General features: G+C 71.5%; 17 protein-coding genes. 8 read left to right on the top strand and 9 right to left on the bottom strand.

Annotated features, from left to right (window positions below; translation table 11 throughout):
* Window positions 1-3 precede the first annotated feature (3 nt).
* Entirely contained in the window at window positions 4-885 is an 882-nt protein-coding gene (locus tag ABZ707_RS16370) for a deoxyribose-phosphate aldolase (RefSeq protein WP_360174257.1), read from the bottom strand.
* Window positions 882-1,970, bottom strand: a complete 1,089-nt coding sequence (gene iolC, locus ABZ707_RS16375; RefSeq protein WP_360174260.1) for a 5-dehydro-2-deoxygluconokinase — start codon at window positions 1,968-1,970, stop codon at window positions 882-884. The genes ABZ707_RS16370 and iolC overlap by 4 nt, the downstream gene beginning before the upstream one ends.
* A 126-nt stretch (window positions 1,971-2,096) precedes the next feature.
* Here iolC and ABZ707_RS16380 point away from each other — a divergent pair, with 126 nt between their 5' ends.
* Together ABZ707_RS16380 and ABZ707_RS16385 are read left to right on the top strand one after the other, a co-directional pair.
* A complete protein-coding gene (locus ABZ707_RS16380; protein WP_360174263.1) occupies window positions 2,097-3,008 on the top strand; it encodes a sugar phosphate isomerase/epimerase in 912 nt (303 codons plus the stop codon).
* A 332-nt stretch (window positions 3,009-3,340) separates the two neighbouring features.
* Window positions 3,341-3,538 (top strand): MerR family transcriptional regulator, encoded by a 198-nt coding sequence (locus ABZ707_RS16385; RefSeq protein ID WP_360174266.1) that lies wholly within the window; start codon window positions 3,341-3,343, stop codon window positions 3,536-3,538.
* A 160-nt stretch (window positions 3,539-3,698) separates the two neighbouring features.
* Here ABZ707_RS16385 and ABZ707_RS16390 read toward each other — a convergent pair whose 3' ends face one another.
* Entirely contained in the window at window positions 3,699-6,059 is a 2,361-nt protein-coding gene (locus tag ABZ707_RS16390; protein WP_360174269.1) for an MMPL family transporter, read from the bottom strand.
* Window positions 6,060-6,201: 142 nt separating this feature from the next.
* Between ABZ707_RS16390 and ABZ707_RS16395 the strand changes: the two genes are divergently transcribed.
* Both ABZ707_RS16395 and ABZ707_RS16400 read left to right on the top strand, forming a co-directional pair.
* Window positions 6,202-6,984 carry a TetR/AcrR family transcriptional regulator gene (locus tag ABZ707_RS16395; RefSeq protein ID WP_360174272.1) on the top strand — a complete coding sequence of 261 codons (783 nt, stop codon included), beginning with the start codon at window positions 6,202-6,204 and terminating at the stop codon, window positions 6,982-6,984.
* 125 nt (window positions 6,985-7,109) lie between these two features.
* On the top strand, window positions 7,110-7,361 hold the full coding sequence (locus tag ABZ707_RS16400) for a heavy metal-associated domain-containing protein (protein ID WP_360174275.1): 252 nt from the start codon (window positions 7,110-7,112) through the stop codon (window positions 7,359-7,361).
* A gap of 495 nt (window positions 7,362-7,856) precedes the next feature.
* Here the strand turns inward: ABZ707_RS16400 and ABZ707_RS16405 are convergent, their stop codons facing one another.
* The 5 genes from ABZ707_RS16405 to ABZ707_RS16425 all read right to left on the bottom strand — a co-directional run bounded on the left by ABZ707_RS16405 (window position 7,857) and on the right by ABZ707_RS16425 (window position 14,987).
* Window positions 7,857-9,155: a citrate synthase gene (locus ABZ707_RS16405; protein WP_319678256.1), complete on the bottom strand. Its 1,299-nt coding sequence runs from the start codon at window positions 9,153-9,155 to the stop codon at window positions 7,857-7,859.
* A gap of 178 nt (window positions 9,156-9,333) precedes the next feature.
* On the bottom strand, window positions 9,334-11,547 hold the full coding sequence (locus tag ABZ707_RS16410) for an ATP-dependent RecD-like DNA helicase (RefSeq protein ID WP_360174279.1): 2,214 nt from the start codon (window positions 11,545-11,547) through the stop codon (window positions 9,334-9,336).
* A gap of 241 nt (window positions 11,548-11,788) precedes the next feature.
* Complete coding sequence (locus tag ABZ707_RS16415) at window positions 11,789-12,682, bottom strand: sugar phosphate isomerase/epimerase family protein (protein ID WP_360174282.1); 894 nt, start codon at window positions 12,680-12,682, stop codon at window positions 11,789-11,791.
* Window positions 12,679-13,839: a dihydrodipicolinate synthase family protein gene (locus tag ABZ707_RS16420; protein WP_360174285.1), complete on the bottom strand. Its 1,161-nt coding sequence runs from the start codon at window positions 13,837-13,839 to the stop codon at window positions 12,679-12,681. The genes ABZ707_RS16415 and ABZ707_RS16420 overlap by 4 nt, the downstream gene beginning before the upstream one ends.
* Window positions 13,836-14,987, bottom strand: coding sequence for a Gfo/Idh/MocA family oxidoreductase (locus ABZ707_RS16425; RefSeq protein ID WP_360174288.1), 1,152 nt, complete (start codon window positions 14,985-14,987; stop codon window positions 13,836-13,838). The genes ABZ707_RS16420 and ABZ707_RS16425 overlap by 4 nt, the downstream gene beginning before the upstream one ends.
* A gap of 139 nt (window positions 14,988-15,126) precedes the next feature.
* Here ABZ707_RS16425 and ABZ707_RS16430 point away from each other — a divergent pair, with 139 nt between their 5' ends.
* Both ABZ707_RS16430 and ABZ707_RS16435 read left to right on the top strand, forming a co-directional pair.
* Window positions 15,127-16,191 carry a LacI family DNA-binding transcriptional regulator gene (locus ABZ707_RS16430; protein ID WP_360174291.1) on the top strand — a complete coding sequence of 355 codons (1,065 nt, stop codon included), beginning with the start codon at window positions 15,127-15,129 and terminating at the stop codon, window positions 16,189-16,191.
* 161 nt (window positions 16,192-16,352) lie between these two features.
* Window positions 16,353-17,144 carry a sugar phosphate isomerase/epimerase family protein gene (locus ABZ707_RS16435; protein ID WP_360174294.1) on the top strand — a complete coding sequence of 264 codons (792 nt, stop codon included), beginning with the start codon at window positions 16,353-16,355 and terminating at the stop codon, window positions 17,142-17,144.
* Window positions 17,145-17,226: 82 nt separating this feature from the next.
* Here the strand turns inward: ABZ707_RS16435 and ABZ707_RS16440 are convergent, their stop codons facing one another.
* A complete protein-coding gene (locus ABZ707_RS16440; RefSeq protein ID WP_360174297.1) occupies window positions 17,227-17,694 on the bottom strand; it encodes a hypothetical protein in 468 nt (155 codons plus the stop codon).
* A gap of 369 nt (window positions 17,695-18,063) precedes the next feature.
* Between ABZ707_RS16440 and ABZ707_RS16445 the strand changes: the two genes are divergently transcribed.
* Complete coding sequence (locus ABZ707_RS16445; protein WP_360174300.1) at window positions 18,064-19,038, top strand: helix-turn-helix domain-containing protein; 975 nt, start codon at window positions 18,064-18,066, stop codon at window positions 19,036-19,038.
* A 142-nt stretch (window positions 19,039-19,180) separates the two neighbouring features.
* Entirely contained in the window at window positions 19,181-20,992 is a 1,812-nt protein-coding gene (locus ABZ707_RS16450; protein ID WP_360174303.1) for a glycoside hydrolase family 3 protein, read from the top strand.
* Window positions 20,993-21,064: the final 72 nt, after the last annotated feature.

Here is a 21,064-nt window from a genome sequence, read left to right on the forward strand (position 1 = left end):
CCCCTAGAGCAGACCCACGGCGGTGTCGACGGCTTCCGCCACGTCCCCGCCGACCGGATAGAGCAGCGAGCGGCCCACCACCAGCCCCTGGACGGTGGGCAGTCGCAGCGCCTTGCGCCACTTCTCGTACGCGCCCTCCTGATCGCCCCCGGTCTCGCCGCCCAGCAGGACGGCCGGGAGCGTCGAGGTCTCCAGCACCCGGGCCATATCGTCGGGGTTCCGGGTAACGGGAAGCTTCAGCCAGGTGTACGCCGAGGTACCGGCGAGTCCCGAGGCGATGGCGATCGAGCGCGTCACGGCCTCCGCGCCGAGGTCGGTGCGGAGCCGGCCCTCGACGCGCTGGCAGATGAACGGTTCCACGAAGACCGGGAGACGGCGCTCGGCCATGGCGTCGACGGCGCGGGCCGCGGAGTGCAGCGTGTCCAGGGAGCCCGGGTCGTCGTAGTCGATACGGAGCAGCAGCTTGCCCGCGTCGAAGCCGAGCCGGGTCAGGTCCTCGGGGCGGTGGCCGGTGAAGCGGTCGTCGAGCTCGAAGGCGGCGCCGGCCAGACCGCCCCGGTTCATCGAGCCGACGACGACCCGGTCCTCCAGGGCGCCGAGGAGCAGCAGGTCGTCGAGGATGTCCGCGGAGGCCAGGACCCCGTCCACGCCGGGGCGCGACAGGGCCAGACAGAGCCGCTCCAGCAGATCGAGGCGGTTGGCCATGGCGAGGCGGCGGTCGCCCACGGCGAGGGCGCCCCGGGCCGGATGATCCGCGGCTATGATCATCAGCCGCCCGCCGGAGCGCACCAGGGGCCTGCGGACCCGGCGCGCGGCGGCCTCCGCGACGGCCTCGGGGTGGTGCGTACGCAGCCGGACCAGTTCGGAGACATCGACGCGGGTCATGAGGCGGCCCCGGGAGCCGTCATGGAAGCCCTCGGCGGCTCCTGACCAGGACCGGACGGGACGCTGGGATCCCGCGCCGGCACCGGGCCGCCGGCCAGGACCCGGAGGACCTCGCTGTCGTACGGCATCGCGGAGGAACAGGCCAGCCGGCCGGCCACGATGGCGCCCGCGGCGTTGGCGTACCGCATGACGCGCTCCAGCTCCCAGCCGGCGAGCAGCCCGTGACAGAGGGCGCCGCCGAACGCGTCCCCCGCGCCGAGGCCGTTGACGACCTCGACCGGCACGGGGGGCACTTCGGCCCGGCTGCCGTCGCGGTGGACGGCGAGCACGCCCTTCGGGCCCTGTTTGACGACGGCCAGCTCGACCCCCGCGGCGAGCAGCGCCCGCGCGGCCGCGTGGGGCTCACGCTCTCCGACGGCCACCTCGCACTCGTCGAGATTGCCGACGGCGACGGTGGCGTGGCGCAGCGCCCGCGCGTACCACTCCTTCGGAGCGGCCGGAGCGGCGCCGCCGGAGGCGGGTACGCGGCTCCCGTCAGCGGGAGCGGTGGCGGGGGACGGCCAGAACATGGGGCGCCAGTCGAGATCGAAGACGGTGATTCCGGAGCGGCCACGGGCCTCCAGCGCCGCCAGGGTCGCCGAGCGGCTGGGCTCCGCGCACAGGCCCGTGCCGGTCATCCAGAAGATCCGCGCGGACCGGATCGCGTCCAGATCCAGCTCGTCCGTGCGGATCTCCAGATCCGGGGCCTTGGGCTGCCGGTAGAAGTAGAGCGGGAAGTCGTCCGGAGGGAAGATCTCGCAGAAGGTGACCGGGGTCGGGTACCGCTCGACCGCCGTCACCCAGCGGTCGTCGACCTCGAACTCCCGCAGTGCCTGGTGGAGATAGGTGCCGAAGGCGTCCCGCCCGGTGCGGGTGATGACCGCGGCGCGGCGGCCCAGCCGGGCCGTCGCGACGGCGACATTCGTCGGTGAGCCGCCGAGGAACTTCCCGAAGGTGTCCACCCGCGCCAGGGGGACGCCGCTCTTCAGCGGATAGAGATCCACCCCGATCCGGCCCATGGTGATCACGTCGTACGGCTCGGGCATACGTGTCCCTTCGGTTGGGTGGCCATCCCCAGGTCTAGCCCCGCCGCAGTAACCCTGTCAACGTTTTGTCCTGACATTCGGACCAAGTCTTGACACTCTTTCCGAGCGGCCTGAAAGCTGACGCACATGACCTCCTCTGCACCCGCACCCCACCGCATCCGGGTCGGATCGGCCCCTGATTCCTGGGGCGTGTGGTTTCCCGACGACCCTCTGCAGGTCCCCTGGCAGCGCTTCCTCGACGAGGTCGCCGAGGCCGGTTACGAGTGGATCGAGCTCGGCCCCTACGGCTATCTCCCGACCGATCCCGGCAGGCTGGGCGAGGAGACCGCGCGGCGCGGGCTCAAGGTCTCGGCCGGGACCGTCTTCACCGGGCTCCATCACGGGCCCGCCGTCTGGGAGGAGACCTGGGCGCATGTCGCGGACATCGCGGCGCTCACCCGGGCGATGGGCGCGGACCATCTGGTGGTCATCCCCTCCTTCTGGCGCGACGACAAGACCGGCGAGGTGCTGGAGGACCGGGCCCTCACCCCGGGGCAGTGGCGCGATCTGACCGTCCAGACCGAGCGGCTGGCGCGGGAGGTCCGGGACCGCTACGGGCTGCGGATCGTCGTCCACCCGCACGCCGACACCCATATCGACAGCGAGGAGAACGTCAGCCGCTTCCTCGACGCCACGGATCCCTCGCTGGTCTCGCTCTGTCTGGACACCGGGCATTACGCGTACTGCGGCGGCGACAGCGTCAAGCTGATCGAGACCTATGGCGAACGGATCGGCTATCTCCACCTCAAGCAGGTGGATCCGGAGATCCTCGCCGAGGTGGTCGCGGACGAGGTGCCGTTCGGGCCGGCCGTCGGGCGCGGAGTGATGTGCGAGCCGCCGGCGGGGATCCCGGCGCTGGAGCCGGTGCTGGCGGCAGCGCGGCGGCTGGACGTCGATCTCTTCGCCATCGTCGAGCAGGACATGTATCCCTGTCCGCCCGACAAGCCCTACCCGATCGCCGCGCGTACCCGCCGTTTTCTGCGGAGTTGCGGCGCCTGAACCGGAGGGCCCCGGAGCGGACGGGGCCCCGGACGGCGGGGCTCGGCGGTTTTCCTGGATCCGGGTGACCCGACCCGCCCAGCATCGAACATATGGGCCGCACACGCACCCATGAGTCAATAGGTGAAGTGTCTCGCATGTGTCACAAGAGTCCCTCTACCGTCACGCATATCTCCATTACGCGGGTCTTCCGTCACGGGGGAGCGACAACGTCGGTCTCCCCATCACTCTCCGTCGCACAAGAGGCACAGGCTGGTGATCACCAGCGCTTCGCCACAGCTCCCTCGACGGCCCACAGGCCGCCCCTGCGGCGGGTGCGGGGAGGTGCATTCATGACAGACAAAAGGCTCTGGTCCTACAAGGAGATCGCAGCGCACATCCGCGTACAGCCGGACACGGTCCGCTCGTATCGCAAACACGGGCTGCTCCCACCGCCCGACCATGTGGAGAACGGCAGGCCCTACTGGTACGCGGACACCGTGCGCGCCTGGGTGGCCAAGCGTCCCGGCAACAGAGGCAGCCGGCGCTGACGTCCCGGCGATGACCGGGAGGTGACCATGGGACCGGGCGCGAGGCCCCGTGCCGATCGAACCGATCAAGTACGGGGCCTCCACCCTGCTCCTCCGCGAGGCGGCCGGCGGCCGGCACGGCATGCCGGATCCACCGCCGCCCCGTGACCCGGATGCGCGCTCAGACGCGTGCCCTGTCTCCTCCCGTGACCTCCCCGGGCTTCTCCGTCCCCTGCGTGGCGGGGTACTCCCGCGCGGCCCGTCCCGTGCCGTTCCCTGGGGCGTCGCCCTCGGGGGCCCCGGTGGCCCGGGCGGCCGGCGCCGACTCGCCCTCGCTCAGGCCGAACCGGTCGTGGAAGCGTCGCAGCGGACCAGGGGCCCACCACGTCGCCCTTCCCGTCAGCTTCATCACCGCGGGGACGAGCAGACTGCGCACCACCATCGCGTCCATCAGAACGGCGAGCGCGATACCGAGGCCCAGCATCTTGGTGTTGGTCACCCGCGAGGTGCCGATGCCCACCATGACCACGGCGAGGATCACCGCGGCCGCGGTGATCAGCCCGCCGGTGCGCCGCAGCCCGAAGGCCACCGCCCGCTCATGGTCACCGCCGCGGTCGTACTCCTCCTTGATCCGGGAGAGCAGGAAGACCCCGTAGTCCATGGAGAGGCCGAAGGCCACGCAGAACATCAGGACCGGCAGGGTCGTCTCGATGTCGCCCGTGGAGATGAAGCCGAGCAGTCCGGAGAGATGGCCGTCCTGGAAGACCCAGACCACCGCTCCGAACATCGCGGTGAGACTCAGGGCGTTGAGCACGACCGCCTGGACCGGTATCAGCACGCTGCCGGTGAGCAGGAACACCAGCAGCAGCGTCACCACCACGATGATGCCCGCCGCCCAGGGCAGCCGGTCGGCTATCGCGTCCTTGGAGTCGACCAGTACGGCCGCGGGGCCCGTCACCGAGGCGCCGAACCCGGCGGGCTCCGCGCGGACTTCCCGGATCTCCCGGACAAGCCGCTGTGCGTCCTCCCCGGCCGCCTCGCCCCGGGGCAGCACGGTGAAGTACGCGTCCCCGCCGGAGGTGCCGGAGATGACGGGCCCGTCGACCCGCGCCACCCCCGGGAGACCGGAGATCAGGCCGCGGTAGTCGGCGTACTCCGCCGCCGAGACGGTGCCTTCCGTGAAGATCTGGAGGGCGCCACTGGGGCCGCCGGGGAAGGCGTCCCGTATCTCCTCCTGCACCACCCGGGACTCGGCACTCGACGGGAGCTGCCGGTAGTCCGCCGTGCCGAACTTGACTCCCAGGAACGGAAGTCCGAGCAGCACCAGCCCCGCCGTCGTCGCGAAGGCGAAGAGCGGGGCCCGGCGCATCACCAGCGCCGCCACCCGGCCCCAGCCCGCCCCCTCGGCCCGGGACTTCCCGGAGGCGCCGGACAGCGCCGTCCGCTCCGCCGCCCCGGACGTCCGCCGCCCGCGCCCCGGGGAGCGCCACAGCCGCCTGAGATCCAGGGCGTTGACCCGGTGGCCCAGCAGCATCAGCGCGGCCGGCAGCAGGATCAGCGCGGCGGCCGCCGCCAGCAGCACCACCGCGATGCCCGCGTAGGCGAAGGACCGCAGGAAGTACTGCGGGAAGACAAGCATGGCGGCCAGCGACACCGCCACGGTCAGCGCGGAGAACAGCACCGTGCGGCCCGCGGTCCGCAGCGTGATACCCACCGCCTCGCGCACCTCGGCCCCTCCGGCCAGTTCCTCGCGGAATCGGCGCACGATGAACAGGGCGTAGTCCACGGCCAGTCCGAGCCCGAGCGCCGTGGTGAGGTTCTGCGCGAAGACCGAGACGTCGGTCAGCTCGGTGATCCCGCGCAGCACCGCGTCGGTCCCCAGGATCGCCACGATCCCGAGGCCCAGCGGCAACAGGGCGGCGACCGCGCTTCCGAAGACCATCACCAGCAGCACCAGGGTCACCGGCAGGGCGATCAGCTCGGCACGCACCAGATCCTCCTGGATGATGCTCTGCATCTCGTGCTGCACGGCGACGGGCCCGCCGACCGAGACCCGCAGCGGCCCCCGCGCCCCCCGGAATTCGGGCGCTATCCGGTCCAGAACGGCCGCTGCGGTCTTCTCGTCCCCCTCGATCCGCACCGCGATCAGCGCCCCATGGCCGTCCTCGGCGCGCAGCGCGGCCGATCCCGTCTGCCAGTAGGACCCGACCCCGGTGATCCCCCGCTCGGCCGCGAGACGGCCGGTGAGGCGCTTGGCCTCGGCGGCCACCGCGGGGTCGTCCACGCTCCGCCGCCCGGTGTCGACAAGCAGCAGCAGATTCCGCTGGGAGGCGGGGAACTCCCGCTCCAGCGCCTTGGTCGCATAGGTCGACTCGGCGTCCGGGTCCTGCCAGCCGCCGCTGCCCATGCGGTCCCCGACCCCGCTCCCGGCGACCACCGCCAGCGCCGTGATCACCAGCGCGACCAGCAGCGAGAGCCTCGGGCGCGCGGTGACGAACCGGGTCCAGCCCCCCTGGCGCCGGTCAGTGTTGACTTCGGACATGGTGCGGTGTCCCCTTCACCGTGACCCGTGGCACGGGTCAGCCATTGCCATAGACTGGCAAACACGAGTCATCACTCGCATTAGCCAAGAATGCGAGCGACCACTCGCGTTTGTCAACCGAGCCAGAAAGCCGGGGATTGACATGCCGGAGGCGAAGAGCGACAGCGGTGAGGTCGCGACGGGCGGCGTCCCGGACGGCGCGGCCCCCCAAACGGCCACGGCCACGGTCACGGCCGCGACCCCGGACAACACCGCCCCCGACCCGGATCCCGGGAGGGGGAAGCCACGCCGCCGCCAGGCCCGCGGGGAGCGCCGCATCAGCCAGCTCCTCGACGCCGCGGCCCGCGTCTTCTGCACCACCGGCTACACCGCGGCGAGCACCAACTCCATCGCCCGGGAGGCCGGCGTCTCCCCCGGCACGCTGTATCAGTTCTTCCCGAACAAGGAGGCCATCGCCGTCGAGCTGGGCGACCAGCTTCTGCGGCGGTGGCGCGAGACCTACGGCCAGGCGTTCCTCCCCGCCCACCTGGACCTGCCGCTGGACCGGCTGCTGGACGCCGTCCTCGACCCGCTGATCCGGTTCAACGTGGAGAATCCGGCCTTCGCCGTCCTGATGCACGGCCCGGAGGCCCCCGGCCAGGTCGCCCAGGAGCACGAGGTCCTGCACTCCTCCATGCTCACCCGGGTCGAGGGGATCCTCGGCGGCTATCTCCCCACCGCCTCGGAGGCCGATCTCACCAGGATCGCGAGCACGGCCTTCGCCGTGTTCAAGGCGGGCCTCACCCTGATCCTGGCCCGGGAGGGCGCCGAGCAGGCCGCGTACATCGCCGAGCTGAAGGCCGTCCTCTACCGGTACCTCGCCCCGTTCGCCGGAGAGACCGCGTGCGACACCGGGGCCGGCCTCACCGCGGCCCCGCCCCGCTGAGGCGAGACCCAAGCCACCGCTCTCATACCCCCTAGGGGTACAGTTTCGGATAACGGGAGCCGCGGCGTCACCGCGACCCCCGATACACCATGGATTCCTACGCAGTACTCGAAGAGGAGAACGCCATGACCACCCAGACTCAGGCCCAGTCGACCGAGTCCACCGAGGTCACCGCCGTCTACCAGGTCTCCGGCATGACCTGCGGACACTGCGAGGGCGCCGTGGCCGGCGAGATCTCCGGGATCGAGGGCGTCACCTCCGTGCAGGCCGCCGCCGCCACGGGACGGGTGACCGTCGTGTCCCAGGCACCCCTGGACGAGGAGGCCGTACGCGCCGCCGTCGACGAGGCCGGTTACGAGCTGACCGGACAGGTCTGAGAAAGCCGGCCGGAGGCCGCGGTGAGCCCCCGGGCCGCCCGTCCGGATCAGGGCGTTCCGGGGCCGGAGGGAACGGCCCGGCGCCATGGTTACCAATTCTTTGCGTCGAGGCTCCTTCACATGAGCCACAGGACCTTCACAAAGAGATCTAGATCACATAGATTTAGGGGTAACCATCCGGGCAGCTCGCGTGTCTAAGAGGACGATGCCAGAGAACGTCTTGGGGGACGTTCATGGGATGTCTTGGGGGACATCCCAGGCAAGCGATTGGCCGGGGCGCGTGCACCGGGGAGCTTTGAGCGGCCCTCCCGTACGTACCCCGGTCAGACCGCGCGCGAGAAGCTTCTGCTGGTGACGGCAGATGCCCGCCCAGGCGCCCGGCCGGATCCCGTGGGGGGAATCCGCTCCGGGGATATGGAAAGCGCCCCGTTCGCCGACCCGTGGGGGGATCGGCGGCGGGGCGCTTTTCGCTTTGTACGGCGCGGTGCGCGAGCGTCAGCGGGACTCGACCGGGACGAAGTCGCGCAGGACCTCGCCGGTGTAGATCTGGCGCGGACGGCCGATGCGGGAGCCGGGCTCCTTGATCATCTCGTGCCACTGGGCGATCCAGCCGGGAAGCCGGCCGAGCGCGAACAGCACGGTGAACATCTCCGTCGGGAAGCCCATGGCCCGGTAGATCAGACCGGTGTAGAAGTCCACGTTCGGGTAGAGCTTGCGCTCGACGAAGTAGTCGTCGGCCAGCGCGTGCTCTTCGAGCTTCAGCGCGATGTCGAGCAGCTCGTCGGACTTGCCGAGCGCCGAGAGGACATCGTGCGCCGCCGCCTTGATGATCTTCGCCCGCGGGTCGAAGTTCTTGTAGACGCGGTGCCCGAAGCCCATGAGCTTCACGCCGTCTTCCTTGTTCTTCACCTTGCGGATGAAGGTGTCCACGTCGCCGCCGGACGCCTGGATGCCTTCCAGCATCTCCAGCACCGACTGGTTGGCGCCGCCGTGCAGCGGGCCCCAGAGGGCGCTGATGCCCGCGGAGATCGAGGCGAACATGTTGGCCTGCGAGGAGCCGACCAGCCGCACGGTGGAGGTCGAGCAGTTCTGCTCGTGGTCCGCGTGCAGGATCAGCAGCTTGTCGAGGGCGGAGACCACGACCGGGTCGGGCTCGTACTCCTGCGCCGGGACCGAGAAGGTCATCCGCAGGAAGTTCTCGACGTACCCGAGGTCGTTGCGCGGGTAGACGAAGGGGTGGCCGATCGACTTCTTGTAGGCGTACGCCGCGATCGTCGGCAGCTTGGCGAGCAGCCGGATCGTGGAGAGGTGACGCTGCTGCTCGTCGAACGGGTTGTGGCTGTCCTGGTAGAACGTCGACAGCGCGCTGACCACGGAGGACAGCATCGCCATCGGGTGGGCGTCACGCGGGAAGCCGTCGTAGAACCGCTTGACGTCCTCGTGCAGCAGCGTGTGCTGGGTGATCTCGTTCTTGAAGGAGGCCAGCTCGTCGACCGTCGGCAGCTCGCCGTTGATCAGCAGGTACGCCACCTCGACAAAGCTGGACCGCTCGGCAAGCTGCTCGATCGGATAGCCGCGGTAGCGCAGGATGCCCTGCTCGCCGTCGAGGTAGGTGATCGCGGACTTGTACGCGGCGGTATTGCCGTAGCCGCTGTCCAGGGTTACCAGACCGGTCTGGGAACGGAGCTTCCCGATGTCGAAGCCCATATCGCCGACGGTGCTGTCGATCACCGGGTAGGTGTACTCGCCGTCGCCGTACCGCAGTACTACCGCGTTGTCGCGTTTCTCGCTCACGTCATCCCTCACGACGTAGTGCCTCTTCTTCGAGGTGCCCTGACTGTCTCTACCATCCCCCATTTGGCTCAGGAGAGTGCACTCGGGGTCGGCCATTAGACCTATCGGCGGCACTCAGTGCCGCCAACCTGCTCATCCTGCCCCGTTCGCCCCGGTTCCGAAAGTCCCCGGTGACGATTCACACGGAGCCTCCACCAGCCAGCCGATGGTCCACCGCGGTGAATCGCCGGCCGGCGGAAACGGTGCGCACCGCCTGTCCTATGGCCCTGCGGGAGCCGACCAGCACCACCAGCTTCTTGGCGCGGGTGACCGCCGTGTACAGCAGATTCCGCTGGAGCATCATCCAGGCGCCGGTGGTGACCGGAATGACCACGGCCGGATACTCGCTGCCCTGGGAGCGGTGGATCGTCACGGCGTACGCGTGCGCCAGCTCGTCCAGCTCGTCGAAGTCGTACGGCACCTCCTCGTCCTCGTCCGTCAGCACCGTCAGCCGCTGGTCGTCCAGATTGAGCGAGGTCACCACCCCGACCGTGCCGTTGAAGACCCCGTTCTCGCCCTTCTCGTAGTTGTTGCGGATCTGGGTGACCTTGTCCCCGACGCGGAACACCCGGCCGCCGAGCCGCTTCTCCGGAAGCTCCGGCCTGGCCGGTGTGATGGCCTGCTGGAGCAGCGCGTTCAGCGCGCCCGCGCCGGCCGGGCCGCGGTGCATGGGCGCGAGGACCTGTACGTCCCGGCGTGGATCGAGACCGAATCTGGCGGGAATCCGGCGGGCCGCGACATCGACCGTGAGCCGTCCGGCGTCCTCCGTCTCCTCCTCGACAAAGAGGAAGAAGTCGCTGAGGCCCTGGGTGATGGGCTGCACCCCGGAGTTGATGCGGTGCGCGTTGGTGACCACCCCCGACTGCTGGGCCTGCCGGAAGATACGGGTGAGCCGCACACGCGGCACCGGACCGCCCTCGGCGAGAAGATCCCGCAGCACCTCTCCGGCGCCGACCGAGGGAAGCTGGTCCACATCCCCGACCAGCAGCAGATGGGCGCCCGGCGCGACCGCCTTGACCAGCTTGTTCGCCAGCAGCAGATCCAGCATCGACGCCTCGTCCACCACCACCAGATCCGCGTCCAGCGGCCGGTCCCGGTCGTATGCCGCGTCCCCGCCCGGCTTGAGCTCCAGCAGCCGGTGCACGGTGGACGCCTCGGCGCCCGTCAGCTCGGCGAGCCGCTTGGCCGCCCGGCCGGTCGGAGCGGCCAGCACCACCTTGGCCTTCTTGGCCCTGGCCAACTCGACGATCGAGCGGACCGTGAAGGACTTTCCACAGCCGGGGCCGCCGGTCAGCACGGCCACCTTCTCCGTGAGCGCGAGCCGTACCGCCTGCTGCTGCTCGGGCGCCAGTTCGGCGCCCGTGCGGCCGGCCAGCCAGCTCAGCGCCTTGTCCCAGGCCACGTCCCGGAAGGCGGGCATCCGGTCCTCTCCGGTGCGCAGCAGCCGCAACAACTGCGCGGAGAGGGACAGTTCGGCGCGGTGGAAGGGGACCAGATAGACGGCGGTGACCGGTTCGCCGCCGTCCGGACCCGGCACCTTCTCCCGTACGACCCCCTCGTCCTCCGTGGCCAGCTCGGCGAGGCACTCGATGACCAGCCCCGTGTCGACCTGGAGCAGCTTCACCGCGTCCGCGATGAGCTGCTCCTCGGGCAGGAAGCAGTGGCCCTGGTCGGTGGATTGCGACAAGGCGTACTGGAGGCCGGCCTTGACCCGCTCCGGGCTGTCGTGCGGGATGCCGACGGCCTGGGCGATCCGGTCGGCGGTGAGGAAGCCGATGCCCCAGACGTCGGCGGCCAGCCGGTACGGCTCGTTCCTGACGACCGAGATCGAGGCGTCGCCGTACTTCTTGTAGATACGGACGGCGATGGAGGTGGAGACACCGACACCCTGGAGGAAGATCATGACCTCCTTGATGGCCTTCTGCTCCTCCCAGGCGGCGGCGATCAGCTTGGTGCGCTTGGGGCCGAGCCCGGGGACCTCGACGAGTCTGCCGGGCTCCCGCTCGATGATGTCGAGGGTGTCGAGGCCGAAGTGCTCGACGATGCGGTCCGCGATCCTGGGGCCGATGCCCTTGATCAGGCCGGAGCCGAGATAGCGGCGGATGCCCTGGATCGTGGCCGGGAGGACCGTGGTGTAGTTCTCCACCGTGAACTGCTTGCCGTACTGCGGGTGTGAGGCCCAGCGCCCCTCCATGCGCAGCGACTCGCCCGGCTGCGCGCCGAGCAGCGAGCCCACCACCGTAAGGAGATCGCCGCCCCGGCCGGTGTCGACCCGGGCGACCGTGTAGCCGTTCTCCTCATTGGCGTACGTGATCCGCTCAAGGACACCTTCGAGCACTGCGGGATTGGACATGATCCGACGCTACCGCCGGGCTCCGACATCGCCGTCGCCGGTGGACGGCACGGGCCCACGGGTCCGTTGCGGGCTCTCGGCGCGGCGGGCCTGCCCCGGCCGGCTCACGGGCGGGCCGGACCGCGGGCCGGGAGCGACTCAGGGGCCCGGTCCAAGGACCGGGCCCCACGCGCTCCCCCCACTGTCAGGGCCTTCCCATCCCCCCGGATCCCCACCCGAACGCCCTGATGCCCTGTACGACTCACGTCATCGCGGAAGGGTTGCACGGCTTCGCCGAGTTGTTTCCGGCGTCCCGGCCGGTAGCGGGCGGGCCGCTCGCCGCTGCCGCGTACCGTTCCGCCACCTCCGCGAGCAGTGCCACGCCGTCCCTCGTCCACAGCTCGTCGTTGAACAACTCCACCTCGACCGGCCCCGCGTAGCCCGCCGCGTCCACTCGCTCCCACCAGGCGCGCAGGTCGATCGCGCCCTCGCCGGGCAGGCCCCGGCCGTTGAGGACGCCGGCCGGGAGCGGCGTCGTCCAGTCGGCGAGCTGGAAGGCGAAGATCCGTCCGGCCGCCCGCGCGAGGGCGGCGGGCGCGCGGTCGTCCCACCAGACGTGGTAGGTGTCGACAACAACGCCGACCTGGTCGGCGGGGAAGCGTTCCGCCAGGCCGAGTGCCTGGTCCAGCGTGGAGACGACACAGCGGTCGGCCGCGTACATCGGGTGCAGCGGCTCGATCGCCAGCCGGACGCCGCGTTCGCCCGCGTACGGCGCGAGTTCGGCCAGGGCGTCCGCGACGCGCTCACGGGCGGCGGGCAGATCCCGGTCGCCGGGCGGGAGTCCGCCGGACACCAGCACCAGGGTGTCCGTGCCCAGTGCCACCGCCTCGTCGATCGCGAGGCGGTTGTCAGCCAGCGCCGCGGCCCGGCGGCCAGGGTCGGTGGCGGTGAGGAAGCCGCCCCGGCAGAGCGTGGTGACCGCGAGTCCGGCGTCGCGTACGAGCCGGGCCGCCGCCTCGACTCCGTACTCCTGGACGGGCTCGCGCCACAGGCCCACCCCGGGCACTCCGAGCCGTACGCACGCCTCGGTCAGCTCGGGCAGGGCGAGCTGACGGACCGTCATCTGGTTGATGCTGAAGCGGCTCAGATCCGTCATCGGCCGGCTCCGTAGACCGTGAGCAGGGACGCCATCCGGGCCTCGGCCAGCTCGGGATCCGGAAACAGGCCGAGCCCGTCGGCGAGTTCGTACGCCCGCGCGAGATGCGGCAGCGAGCGCGCCGACTGGAGGCCGCCGACCATCGTGAAGTGGCCCTGGTGACCGGACAGCCAGGCGAGGAACACCACGCCCGTCTTGTAGAAGCGGGTGGGCGCCCGGAAGAGATGGCGGGACAGCTCGACGGTCGGGTCGAGCAGCTCGCGGAAGCCCTTCACGTCACCGGAGTCCAGGACGCGTACGGCCCGCGCCGCCAGCGGCCCCAGCGGGTCGAAGACGCCGAGGAGCGCGTGGCTGAAGCCCTGTTCGTCACCGGCGATCAGCTCCGGATAGTTAAAGTCGTCGCCCGTGTAACAGCGCACCCCGGCGGGCAGCCGGCGGCGCAGCTCGACCTCGCGCCGGGCGTCCAGCAGCGAGACCTTGATCCCGTCGATCTTGTCCGGGTGCGCGGAGAGGACCTGGAGGAAGGTCTCGGTGGCAGCGTCGAGGTCGGTGCTGCCCCAGTAGCCGTCCAGCGCGGGATCGAACATCGGGCCGAGCCAGTGCAGTACGACCGGTCCTGCGGCCTGTCGCAGCAGATGGGCGTAGACGCCGAGATAGTCGTCGGGGGTCTTCGCGGCGGCGGCGAGAGCGCGGGAGGCCATCAGGACCGCCCCGGAGCCGGTCTCCTCGACCAGCGCGAGCTGCTCCTCGTACGCCGCGCGGACCTCGGCCAGGGAGTGCGCGCCCGGCGGGAGCTGGTCGGTGCCGGCGCCGCAGACGATCCGGCCGCCGACCGCCCTGGCCTCGGCGGCCGAGCGGCGGATCAGCTCGGCCGCGGCCGGCCAGTCCAGACCCATGCCGCGCTGCGCGGTGTCCATGGCCTCGGCGACCCCGAGCCCGTGCGACCAGAGGTGACGCCGGAAGGCGAGAGTGGCGTCCCAGTCGACGGCGGCGGGCCCGTCCGGGCCGGTGTCGGCGGCCGGATCGGCCACCACATGGGCCGCGGCGAACACCGTACGGGAGGCCGGCGGCGGGCCGCCCGGGTCATGGCGGGCGGGTGCCGGGCGCGGTGTGTAGGGCCGTGTTCCGCCGCCGGGCGACGGGAGCCGGAGCGTCACAGCGTCAGCTCCGGTACGTCGAGGCGGCGGCCCTCCGCCGAGGACCGCAGGCCCAGCTCGGCGAGCTGCACACCGCGCGCGCCCGCGAGCAGGTCCCAGTGGTACGGCTCGCCCAGCGCGACATGGCGCAGGAACAGCTCCCACTGCGCCTTGAAGCCATTGTCGAACTCGCCGTTGTCCGGCACCTCCTGCCATTGTTCGCGGAACGGCTCGGTCACCGGCAGGTCCGGATTCCAGACCGGCTTGGGGGTGGTGCCGCGATGCTGGATCCGGCAGCGGCGCAGCCCGGCGACGGCCGATCCATGCGTGCCGTCGACCTGGAATTCGACGAGTTCGTCGCGGTGGACACGGACCGTCCAGGAGGAGTTGATCTGGGCGACGGCCCCGCCCTCCAGCTCGAAGATGCCGTACGCGGCGTCGTCCGCGGTGGCCGCGTACGGCTTGCCCTGCTCGTCCCAGCGCCGCGGGACATGTGTGGTGATGTGCGCCTGGACGCTGGTGACCCGCCCGAACAGCTCGTGCAGGACGTACTCCCAGTGCGGGAACATGTCGACCGTGATGCCGCCGCCGTCCTCGGCCCGGTAGTTCCAGGACGGACGCTGCGGCTCCTGCCAGTCGCCCTCGAAGACCCAGTATCCGAACTCTCCCCTGACGGAAAGGATCTCGCCGAAGAAGCCGCCCTCGACCAGGCGCTTCAGCTTGAGCAGACCCGGCAGGAAGATCTTGTCCTGGACGACGCCGTGTCTGATCCCGGCGCTGTCGGCGAGGCGCGCGAGATCGAGGGCGCCGGCGAGGTCGGTCGAGGTCGGCTTCTCCGTGTAGACGTGTTTTCCGGCGGCGACGGCCTTCCTGACGGCCTCGACGCGGGCGGAGGTGACCTGGGCGTCGAAATAGATGTCGACGGTGCCGTCCGCCAAGACGGCGTCCAGGTCGGTGGACCACTCGGCGAGGCCGTGCCGCTCGGCGATCTGCCGGAGCGCGGGCTCGCGCCGGCCGACAAGGACGGGCTCGGGCCACAGCACCTCACCGCCGCCGAGATCCAGCCCGCCCTGCTCGCGGATCGCGAGGACGGAACGCAGCAGATGCTGCCGGTACCCCATCCGCCCCGTGACGCCGTTCATGGCGATCCGCACTGTCCTGCGTGTCACGAAGTTCCCTCCATACGGACCTAGCAAGCGCTTTCTATGAGGTATGAAGCTAGCCTGCGACAGCGGCCCGGACAAGAGCCGGTCCCCGGCCTCCGTCGTGGGCCGCCCGCGCAGAAACCCCGTACTCCCGGAGGAACCGATGACAGTCACCCTGGCTGATGTGGCGGCCCGCGCCCGGGTGTCACCCGCCACCGTCTCCCGCGTGCTGAACGGCAACTATCCGGTCGCCGCGGCCACCAGGGAACGGGTGCTGCGGGCGGTGGACGAGCTGGACTACGTGCTGAACGGGACGGCCAGCTCGCTCGCCGCCGCCACCTCCGACCTGGTCGGCATCCTGGTCAACGACATCGCGGACCCGTTCTTCGGGATCATGGCAGGAGCCGCGCAGACCGAGATCGGCGGGCAGGAGGGTACCGGCCGGGCGGGCGGCGAGAAGCTCGCCGTCGTCTGCAACACGGGCGGCTCGCCCGAGCGCGAACTGACCTACCTCACCCTGCTCCAGCGGCAGCGGGCGGCGGCGGTCGTCCTGACCGGCGGGGCGCTCGAAGACCCGGACCACATCGCCGCGATGTCCGGCAAGCTGGCGAGGCTCGCGGACGCGGGGACCCGGGTGGTGCTGTGCGGACGTCCTCCGCTGCCGGGCAGTGAGACGGCGGTGGCGGCGCTGGCCTTCGACAACCGGGGCGGCGGTCGGCGGCTGACGGAGCATCTGCTCGCGCTCGGCCACCGCAGGATCGGCTATGTCGCGGGTCCGCCGGAGCGGACGACGACCCGGCACCGGCTCGAAGGACACCGGGCCGCGCTGGAGGCGGCGGACGCGGCCGAGGGCCAGGACCGGCTGACCGTGCACGGTCCGTACACCCGGCGCTCCGGTTACGAGGCGACGCTGGAGCTGCTGCGCCGCGCCCCGGATCTGACGGCCGTGGTCGCCGCCAATGACACGGTGGCGCTGGGCGCGTGCGCGGCGGTGCGCGACCGGGGCCTGCGCATACCGCAGGACATCTCGGTGGCCGGCTTCGACGATCTGCCGTTCTCGGTGGACGCGGTGCCCGCGCTGACGACCGTACGGCTGCCGCTGTACGAGGCGGGCGCGCGGGCCGGCCGGCTGGCGATGGGCACCGAGGCGCCGCCACCGGGCGGGATCGCCACGATCGCGGCGGAGCTGATGGCACGAGCCTCGACGGCCCCGCCCCGGGCCGCCTGAACCGGCGCTCTCGCGCGGCCCCCGGTCCCGCTCGGCCGCCCGATCGGCGCGGACGGGGATTTCGCGCGCCGGGCGGGGTACCGGGAACTGGTGTTATGGACTCTCGGCGGAGCGCCCGGCCGGCCAGGACCGGCGGCTCCCCCTCAGGAAGGAACAGCCACGTGAAGTTCGCCTTCTCCACCCTCGGAGTGCCGGGCATGCCCGTCTCCGAGGTCGTCACGCTCGCCTCCGCGACCGGTTTTCAGGGGGTGGAGCTGCGGGCCCATCCGGAGGAGCCCGTACACCCCGGCATCGGGGTGGCCGAACGGGCCGCGGTGGTCGACGACTTCAAACGCGCCGGAGTCGAGATCCTTTCGATTGCCGGATACGCGCGGGTGGCGGACGCGGAGGCCGACGAGGACGAGCTGCGCCAGGAGCTGGAGGGACTCCTCCGGCTGGCCGGGGACCTGGGCGCGCCGTACATCCGCGTCTTCCCCGGCGGCGGCGACCAGGAGCGGGCGGACGCCGACGCGACGGCGGCACGGCGGCTGGGCGCGGCGGCGGAGTCGGCGACGGACTTCGGCGTCCGGATCCTGCTGGAGACCCATGACTCGCACCGCACGGGCACGGACGCGGCCCGGGTGCTGGGGCCGGTGGGCCACCCGCAGGTGGGCGCGGTGTGGGACGTGATGCACACCTGGCTGGGCGGCGAGGACCCCGCCACGAGTCACGCGGTGCTCGCCCCGCACCTCGGCTATGTCCAGGTGAAGGACATCGCCTCGGCCGACGACACGACGCCGCTGGCCCTGGGCGCGGGGGTGCTGCCGCTGGGCGAGTGCCTGGCGCTGCTCGACGACGACATCTGGGTGTGCTGGGAATACGAGAAGCGCTGGTATCCGGCGGCCGACGAGCTGCCGGGGCTGCTGGAGGCCGGACGGGGCTATCTGGAGGGGCTGACCGCGCGGAACCGGTGAGGGAGCGCCCCCGAGGGCGCCCGCTCCACCGGTCCGCGCCCGCTGCCGCGAGCCGTCGTACGCCGGTCCCCGGGGACCGCTGTCACGCGCCGGTCGTCGAACCGGGTCGTACGATCATCAGCACGGTGACCGTGGCCCACAGGATGTTGAAGAGGCCCGTGTACATGGCGAGCCGGGCCGTCGCCCCGGCCGGCACCGGCTCCGCCGCCGCTCCCACGGCCTGCAGCAGAGCGCCCTGACGCGGCAGGATCAGCGCCGCCAGGATCACCGCGGCCACCGCCGTCAGCACCATCGAGACGATCAGCCAGGTGTCGCCCAGGACGCCCATCTCCTTCGCCGTGGCGAGGCCGAAGACGGGAACGGCCACGCCGACCACGGCGTAGACCCGGCAGATACGGTGCAGCGTCCCGACGCTCGTCCGGGCCCCGGCGGCGTCGGCCGCCGCTCCGGCGCCCCGGACGGCCGCGGGGAACATACTGGCCGCCACCGTCACCGGACCGATCGCGACGACGGCCGCGAGGACATGGACGGCGAGAAGGAACTTCGTCATCTCAGCGGCCGCCCGTCGCGGGCGAAGTCATCGGCGGCCGGCCGGCGGTCCCGGCCGGGCCGAAGCCGTCGGACAACACGATCTGGGCGGACACGCGGCACCAGCCTTCTCCTGCGCACAGGGGTCGAGGGCGCCGGGAAAGAGCGCCGGGGCTGACGCTAGCGAGCGTGCCGGGCCCCCAGTAGTGGCAGGATTGCCAGGTCTCAACGGATTCCCGCCAACCGTCGCCCACCGCCCCTGATCTGCGGCTGTCGCACTCCACCCGGCCGGATACGGGCGCCGCCGCCCTGGCGGCAATCCGGCACTGCCGGCTTTCTCGCCATGGACACCGCCGCCTGCCGGAGCCGGAAGACGTATTAGCTTGGCGCCATGCACACCCTCGCCGTCCTCGCCCTCGACGGAGTCATCTCCTTCGATCTCGCCACCCCGACCGAGGTCTTCTCCCGCACCCGGCTCCCCGACGGCCGCACGCCCTACCGGGTCAGGATCTGCGCGGCGACCGAGGAGGTCGACGCAGGCGCCTTCACCCTCCGCGCGCCGTGGGGGCTGGAGGCCCTCGCCGAGGCCGACACGATCATGCTGCCCGGCCTCGCGGACCCCGCCGCTCCGCTCCCGGCCGAGGTCCTCGACGCGCTGCGCCGGGCCGCCGCCCAGGGCACCCGTATCGCCTCGATCTGCACCGGTGCCTTCGTCTTCGCCGCCACGGGACTGCTGGACGGGCTGCGGGCCACCACCCACTGGGTCGCCGCGCCCCAACTGGCCGAGATGTATCCGGCCGTCGAGGTGGATCCCGATGTGCTCTATGTGGACAACGGACAGTTTCTGACGTCCGCGGGCGCGGCGGCCGGACTCGATCTCTGTCTGCATATGATCCGGCGCGACCATGGCTCGGCGGTGGCCGCCGACGCGGCCCGGCTGTCCGTGATGCCTCTCGAACGGGACGGCGGCCAGGCCCAGTTCATCGTGCACCAGCAGCCGCCCGCGCCACGCGGTTCGGTCATGGAGCCGCTGCTGCGCTGGCTGGAGGAGAACGCGCAGCGGGATCTGACGCTCGACGACATCGCCGGCCGGGCGGGCATGAGCACCCGTACTCTCAACCGCCGGTTCCGCGAACAGACCGGCACCACGCCCCTCCAGTGGCTGCACCGGGTCAGGATCCGCCAGGCGCAGTATCTGCTGGAGACGACGGCGCACCCCGTCGACCGGATCGCCGCGCGGGTCGGATTCGGCTCCGCCACCGCCTTCCGCGACCGTTTCAAGCGCCTCGTCGGGACCAGCCCGCACGCCTACCGGCACGCGTTCCGCGGGGCGACGGGGGTCCGACATCACGGAGGACCCTCTTGACTGGCAGTTACTTTCCGGATATCCGTGAGTCTTTGGCAGTTTCCTTCACCCGCTCGCCCCCTCGCCGCTCCGCCGCTCCGGCATTCGGCACCCCTCGCGTTTCCTTCGACCTCCCCCCAGCGCACGGCCGGAAGGAGCACCAGTGCACGACCGGATCATCTCCAGACGCGCTCTCCTCACCGCGACAGCCGTGGCGGCGGCAGTCACCGCCGTCCCGGCAGCCGCCGTCCCGGTGTCCGCCTCCTCGCCCCGCGACCGGCTCCGCCGGCTCATCTCCCGTATGAGCCTGGAAGAGAAGGTCGGCCAGCTCTTCGTCATGCGGGTGTACGGGCACTCCGCCACCGACCCGGACCAGGCCGACATCGACGCCAACCTCGCCGAGATCGGGGTGCGCACGGCCGCCGAGCTGATCGCCACCTACCACGTCGGCGGCATCATCTACTTCGCCTGGGCCCACAACACCCGCGATCCGCACCAGATCGCCGCCCTCTCCAACGGCATCCAGCGGGCGGGCCTGGCCCAGGACACGCCCGTCCCCCTGCTGATCTCCACCGACCAGGAACACGGCATCGTCGCCCGGGTCGGCAAGCCCGCCACACTGCTGCCGGGCGCGATGGCCCTCGGCGCGTCCCGCTCGCCCGCCGATGTCCGCGAAGCCGCGCGGATCGCGGGCGCCGAACTGGCCGCCATGGGCATCAACCAGAACTACGCGCCCGACGCGGACGTCAATGTCAATCCCGCCAACCCCGTCATCGGCGTCCGCTCCTTCGGCGCCGATCCGGCGGCCGTCGCCGGTCTGGTCGCCGCGCAGGTCCGGGGCTATCAGAGCGCCGGGATCGCCACCGCGGCCAAGCACTTCCCGGGCCACGGGGACACCCAGGACGACAGCCACTACGCCCTGCCCACCATCCACCACACCACCGAGCAGTGGACCGCGCTGGACGCGCCTCCGTTCAGGGCCGCGATCGAGGCCGGGATCACCTCGATCATGACCGCCCATATCGTCGTCCCCGCCCTCGACCCGAGCGAGGACCCGGCGACCCTCTCGCATCCCATCGTCACCGGCGTACTGCGCGAGCGCCTCGGCTACGACGGCGTCGTGATCACCGACGCGCTCACCATGGAGGGCGTACGGCAGAAGTACGGCGACGACCGCGTGCCCGTGCTGGCGCTCAAGGCGGGCGTGGACCAGCTCCTCGATCCGCCGGATCTCCGTGTCGCCTGGAACGCGGTGCTGGCGGCGGTGCGGAGCGGCGAGATCAGCGAGCGCCGCCTCGAACAGTCCGTCCTGCGCGTCCTCGAACTCAAGGAGCGCCTCGGCCTGTTCCGCGATCCGTTCGTCACCCGGCGGGACGTGGACCGTACGGTCGGCACCCGGGCGCATCTCGCCGCCGCCGACCGGATCGCCGACCGGACCACGACCCTGCTCGTCAACAGGGACGGACTGCTGCCCCTGAACCGCCACCGGCAGCGGAACCTGCTGGTCGTCGGTGCCGATCCGGCCTCACCCTCCGGGACCACCGGGCCGCCGACCACCGTCCTCGCCACCGCGCTGACGGAGCTGGGCTTCAGCGCCACCGCCCTGTCGACCGGCACGGCCCCGACGGCGGCGGGGATCGACGCGGCGGTGGCGGCGGCGCGCGGCAAGGACGCCGTCGTGGTCGCCACGTACAACGTCTCCGCCACCAGCTCACAGCTCACGCTGGTCGGCGCGCTGGTGGCGAGCGGGGTGCCGGTCGTCACGGTCGCCATCCGCAATCCGTACGACATCGCGCGGCTGCCCGGCGTCGGGGCGTCCCTCGCCGCGTACTCCTGGACGGATGTCGAACTGCGCGCCGCGGCCCGGGTGATCGCGGGCCGGGTCCGTCCGAAGGGCCGGCTGCCGGTGCCGGTGCAGCGCGTGGACGATCCGGCTCAGGTGCTGTACCCGATCGGCCACGGCCTCACTTATTAGGGCGTGTTGCGAGAGCCCCCGGTCCGTACCCGCCACCAGTGGTGGCGGGTACGGACCGGGGGCCTGCCGGAC

Source organism: Streptomyces sp. NPDC006923, assembly GCF_040635655.1.
Classification (GTDB): domain Bacteria; phylum Actinomycetota; class Actinomycetes; order Streptomycetales; family Streptomycetaceae; genus Streptomyces.

What these genes read in the sequence shown, in the direction of transcription:
- ABZ707_RS16370 (WP_360174257.1), bottom strand. Translation starts at nt 885, where the DNA reads ATGACCCGCGTCGATGTCTCCGAACTGGTCCGGCTGCGTACGCACCAC.
- iolC (WP_360174260.1), bottom strand. Translation starts at nt 1,970, where the DNA reads ATGCCCGAGCCGTACGACGTGATCACCATGGGCCGGATCGGGGTGGAT.
- ABZ707_RS16380 (WP_360174263.1), top strand. Translation starts at nt 2,097, where the DNA reads ATGACCTCCTCTGCACCCGCACCCCACCGCATCCGGGTCGGATCGGCC.
- ABZ707_RS16385 (WP_360174266.1), top strand. Translation starts at nt 3,341, where the DNA reads ATGACAGACAAAAGGCTCTGGTCCTACAAGGAGATCGCAGCGCACATC.
- ABZ707_RS16390 (WP_360174269.1), bottom strand. Translation starts at nt 6,059, where the DNA reads ATGTCCGAAGTCAACACTGACCGGCGCCAGGGGGGCTGGACCCGGTTC.
- ABZ707_RS16395 (WP_360174272.1), top strand. Translation starts at nt 6,202, where the DNA reads ATGCCGGAGGCGAAGAGCGACAGCGGTGAGGTCGCGACGGGCGGCGTC.
- ABZ707_RS16400 (WP_360174275.1), top strand. Translation starts at nt 7,110, where the DNA reads ATGACCACCCAGACTCAGGCCCAGTCGACCGAGTCCACCGAGGTCACC.
- ABZ707_RS16410 (WP_360174279.1), bottom strand. Translation starts at nt 11,547, where the DNA reads ATGTCCAATCCCGCAGTGCTCGAAGGTGTCCTTGAGCGGATCACGTAC.
- ABZ707_RS16415 (WP_360174282.1), bottom strand. Translation starts at nt 12,682, where the DNA reads ATGACGGATCTGAGCCGCTTCAGCATCAACCAGATGACGGTCCGTCAG.
- ABZ707_RS16430 (WP_360174291.1), top strand. Translation starts at nt 15,127, where the DNA reads ATGACAGTCACCCTGGCTGATGTGGCGGCCCGCGCCCGGGTGTCACCC.
- ABZ707_RS16440 (WP_360174297.1), bottom strand. Translation starts at nt 17,694, where the DNA reads ATGACGAAGTTCCTTCTCGCCGTCCATGTCCTCGCGGCCGTCGTCGCG.
- ABZ707_RS16445 (WP_360174300.1), top strand. Translation starts at nt 18,064, where the DNA reads ATGCACACCCTCGCCGTCCTCGCCCTCGACGGAGTCATCTCCTTCGAT.